Here is a 3,218-nt window from a genome sequence, read left to right as displayed (position 1 = left end):
GGCCGGTCGGCTCGTACTCGTCGATGATTTCCATCGCCCGCACCTTGGGCGCGCCGGACAGGGTGCCGGCGGGGAAGGTGGCTTTCAGGATGGCGATATTGGAGACTTCGGGCCCGACCGTGCCTTCGACGCTGGAGACGATGTGCATCACGTGCGAGTAGCGCTCGATCACCATATTGTCGGTGACGCGGACCGAGCCGGTGGCGGCGACGCGGCCGATGTCGTTGCGGCCCAGATCCATCAGCATCACGTGTTCGGCGATTTCCTTGGGGTCGGCCAGCAGGTCGGCGGCCAGTGCCTCGTCCTCATCGCGCGTTTTGCCGCGCACGCGGGTGCCGGCGATCGGGCGCACGGTGACGCTGTCGTGCTCGCGCCGCACCAGGATTTCGGGCGAGGCGCCGACCACGTGGAAGTCGTCGAAATGGTAGAAGAACATATACGGCGACGGATTGAGGCTTCTGAGCGCGCGGTACAGCGACAAGGGCGAGTCGCTGAACGGCATTGCCATGCGCTGCGACAGCACCACCTGCATGATGTCGCCGTCGACGATATAGCGTTTGGCCGATTCGACCGCGTCCTTGAACGCGGCCTGGCCGAATTCGGAGCGGGCGCTGGTGGGGGTGGACGGCAGCGATAGCGGCATCGGTGCCGGCTCGCGCAGTTTGGCGCGCAGCTGTGCCAGCCGCGCTTGAGCCTTTTGCAGCGCGTTGGGCATGGCCGGGTCGGCGTACACCACCAGATAGAGTTTGCCCGACAGGTTGTCGACCACCGCCAGCTCTTCGGACAGCATCAGCAGGATGTCGGGCGTGCCGGCCGGATCGGGCTTTTTCGCCGCTGCCAGCCGTTTTTCGACGTAGCGTATGGTGTCGTAGCCGAAGTAGCCGACCAGGCCGCCGGTAAAGCGCGGCAGCGCGTCCAGCGGCGGGGTGCGAAAGCGCGTCTGGAACGCCTCGATAAAGGCCAGCGGGTCGCCTTCGTGGTGTTCGATCACCTTGTCGCCGTACTCGACCTGCACGCGCTGGCCGTTGACGCGCAAGCGCGTGGTGGCGGGCAGGCCGATAAACGAGTAGCGGCCGAAGCGCTCGCCGCCGACTACCGATTCGAGCAGATAGGAATAGGGCGCGTTGGCCAGCTTGAGGTAGACCGACAAGGGGGTGTCGAGGTCGGCGAACAGCTCGAGGGTGACGGGGATGCGGTTATAGCCTTGGGCCGCGAGGCGGCTGAATTCTTCGTGTTGCATGTCAAGCTCCCGGTTGGAAAACGGCGGTGGAATAAGGCGTGGGTCAGGGCTGTGAGCTACGCCATCGGCCGCGCCGGAAAACCGAGAGTGAATGCATGATTTAACTTCTTTTCATTAAATGGTTTCCATTGTCACCCATTTTTCATTAAATCGTATAGTTCGGCAAGGCTGTCGAGCACGATATCTGCACCCAGATTGGCGGCATCGGCATAACCGTAGCTCACCGCGATGGCCGGGCTGCCGGCGGCGCGGGCCGACAGGATGTCGTTGATCGAGTCGCCGACCATGGCGATTTCTTCGGTCTTGAGGTTCAGCACCATGGCGGTGTGTTGCAGCGGCATGGCCGACGGCTTTTTCTCGCTCAGGGTGTCGCCCCCGATGACCAGCGAGAACAAATCGCCCAGCTCCAGCAGCTCCAGCAGCGGTACGGCGAGGCGTTCGGACTTATTGGTGATCACCACCAGCGGCAGGCGCAGCACCTTCAGCAGGGCCAGGCCGTCTTTTACGCCGGGGTAGAGCGAAACCACGCGTGCACCATCTGGCAAGCTTGCCTGCTCGGCCGCCACGCAGCGGCTGAAATGGTCCAGCGCTGCCTTGCTCGCGCCATACACGCTCCAGCCGGCGATGGCCGAAGCGGCAGCGCCGGACGAGATATTGAGGATGCGCACCTGCGCGCCACGCCCTGCCGCCCAGGCCAGAAATGCATTACATAACAGCATGGGGGCGAGCGTGTTAAGCGCCAGCGCATGCTCGACGCCGCCTTGCGGGTAGTGGCCGCACGGGGCGATGGGCGCAACGGTGCCGGCGTTATTGATCAGCGTCAGCGTGGCAAACGGGCCTGTCCCCAGTGCCGCCAGCGCGCGCTCTGCCACCAGTTCCAGCAGGGCACTGTCGGCCAGATCCGCCTGAACCCAGGCCAGGCGCGCGCCCTCGGGCAGCGTGAGGGTCTCATCGCTCTGGCGCGCGATACAGACAAGATCGCTGTCTTTTGTTGCGAGCGTGCGCGCAAGGGCAGCGCCCAGACCGCGCGATGCGCCGGTGAGCAGGATGCCGTGACGCATTAGCGGCCTGCCTGGGAAAGCTCGGCGCGCATGGCGTCGATGACGGCTTTGTAGTCAGGCTGCCCATAGATGGCGGAGCCGGCGACAAAGGTGTCGGCACCGGCCTCTGCGATGGCGCGGATATTGTCGACCTTGACCCCGCCGTCAACTTCCAGCCAGATTTCGCGCCCGGTTTTTGCCGTGTATTCGTCGATGCGCGTGCGTGCGGCGCGGATCTTGTTCAGCGCCTCGGGGATAAAGCTCTGGCCGCCGAAGCCGGGGTTGACCGACATGATCAGGATCATGTCTACCTTGTCCATTACATGGTCAAGGTAGGACAGGCTGGTTGCCGGGTTGAACACCAGGCCGGCTTTGCAGCCGGCGTCGCGGATCAGGCCCAGCGTGCGGTCGATGTGTTCGGAGCCTTCCGGATGGAAGGTGATGATATCGGCACCGGCCTTGGCAAACATCGCCGCCAGCGCATCGACCGGCTTGACCATCAGGTGCACGTCAATGGGTGCGGTGGTGTGCGGGCGGATGGCTTCGCAGACCAGCGGGCCTATGGTCAGGTTGGGGACGTAGTGGTTGTCCATCACGTCGAAGTGGATGATGTCGGCGCCGGCGGCGATGACATCTTTGACTTCATCGCCCAGACGGGCAAAGTCGGCGGAAAGCAGGCTGGGTGCGATACGGAAATTCATGATGTCGACAGGGTAGGATGGGGCCGTTATTGTAACGCCCCTGTTCCTGAGCTGCCATGGCGGATTGCCGTATCAGTGCGTGAGCTCGGCGGCGGGGGTGTCAGCGGGCTCCGCGCTTGGCGGGACCGCCTCCTCCACGATGGTGACTTCTTCTGCCAAGATTGCGAGCGCATCGCTGGCGGCCTGATCGGGCTGGGGGCTACGCACACTCGCGGCCCGTGGCAGGATGGTCACGGT

3 protein-coding genes are annotated in these 3,218 nt (G+C 64.1%); all 3 read right to left on the bottom strand.

What is annotated here, in order from left to right:
• A partial coding sequence (locus EGI20_RS16815) for an anthranilate synthase component I family protein (protein WP_498632853.1) occupies window positions 1-1,240 on the bottom strand: 1,240 nt, incomplete at its 3' end.
• 131 nt (window positions 1,241-1,371) lie between these two features.
• A complete protein-coding gene (locus tag EGI20_RS16810) occupies window positions 1,372-2,301 on the bottom strand; it encodes an SDR family NAD(P)-dependent oxidoreductase (protein WP_498632237.1) in 930 nt (309 codons plus the stop codon).
• Complete coding sequence (rpe, locus tag EGI20_RS16805) at window positions 2,301-2,984, bottom strand: ribulose-phosphate 3-epimerase (protein ID WP_160797714.1); 684 nt, start codon at window positions 2,982-2,984, stop codon at window positions 2,301-2,303. Before rpe ends, EGI20_RS16810 begins: the two co-directional genes overlap by 1 nt.
• Window positions 2,985-3,218: the final 234 nt, after the last annotated feature.

The sequence above is a fragment of the Aquitalea sp. S1-19 genome (genome assembly GCF_024343515.1).
This window is presented reverse-complemented; position numbering and strand designations above follow the sequence as displayed.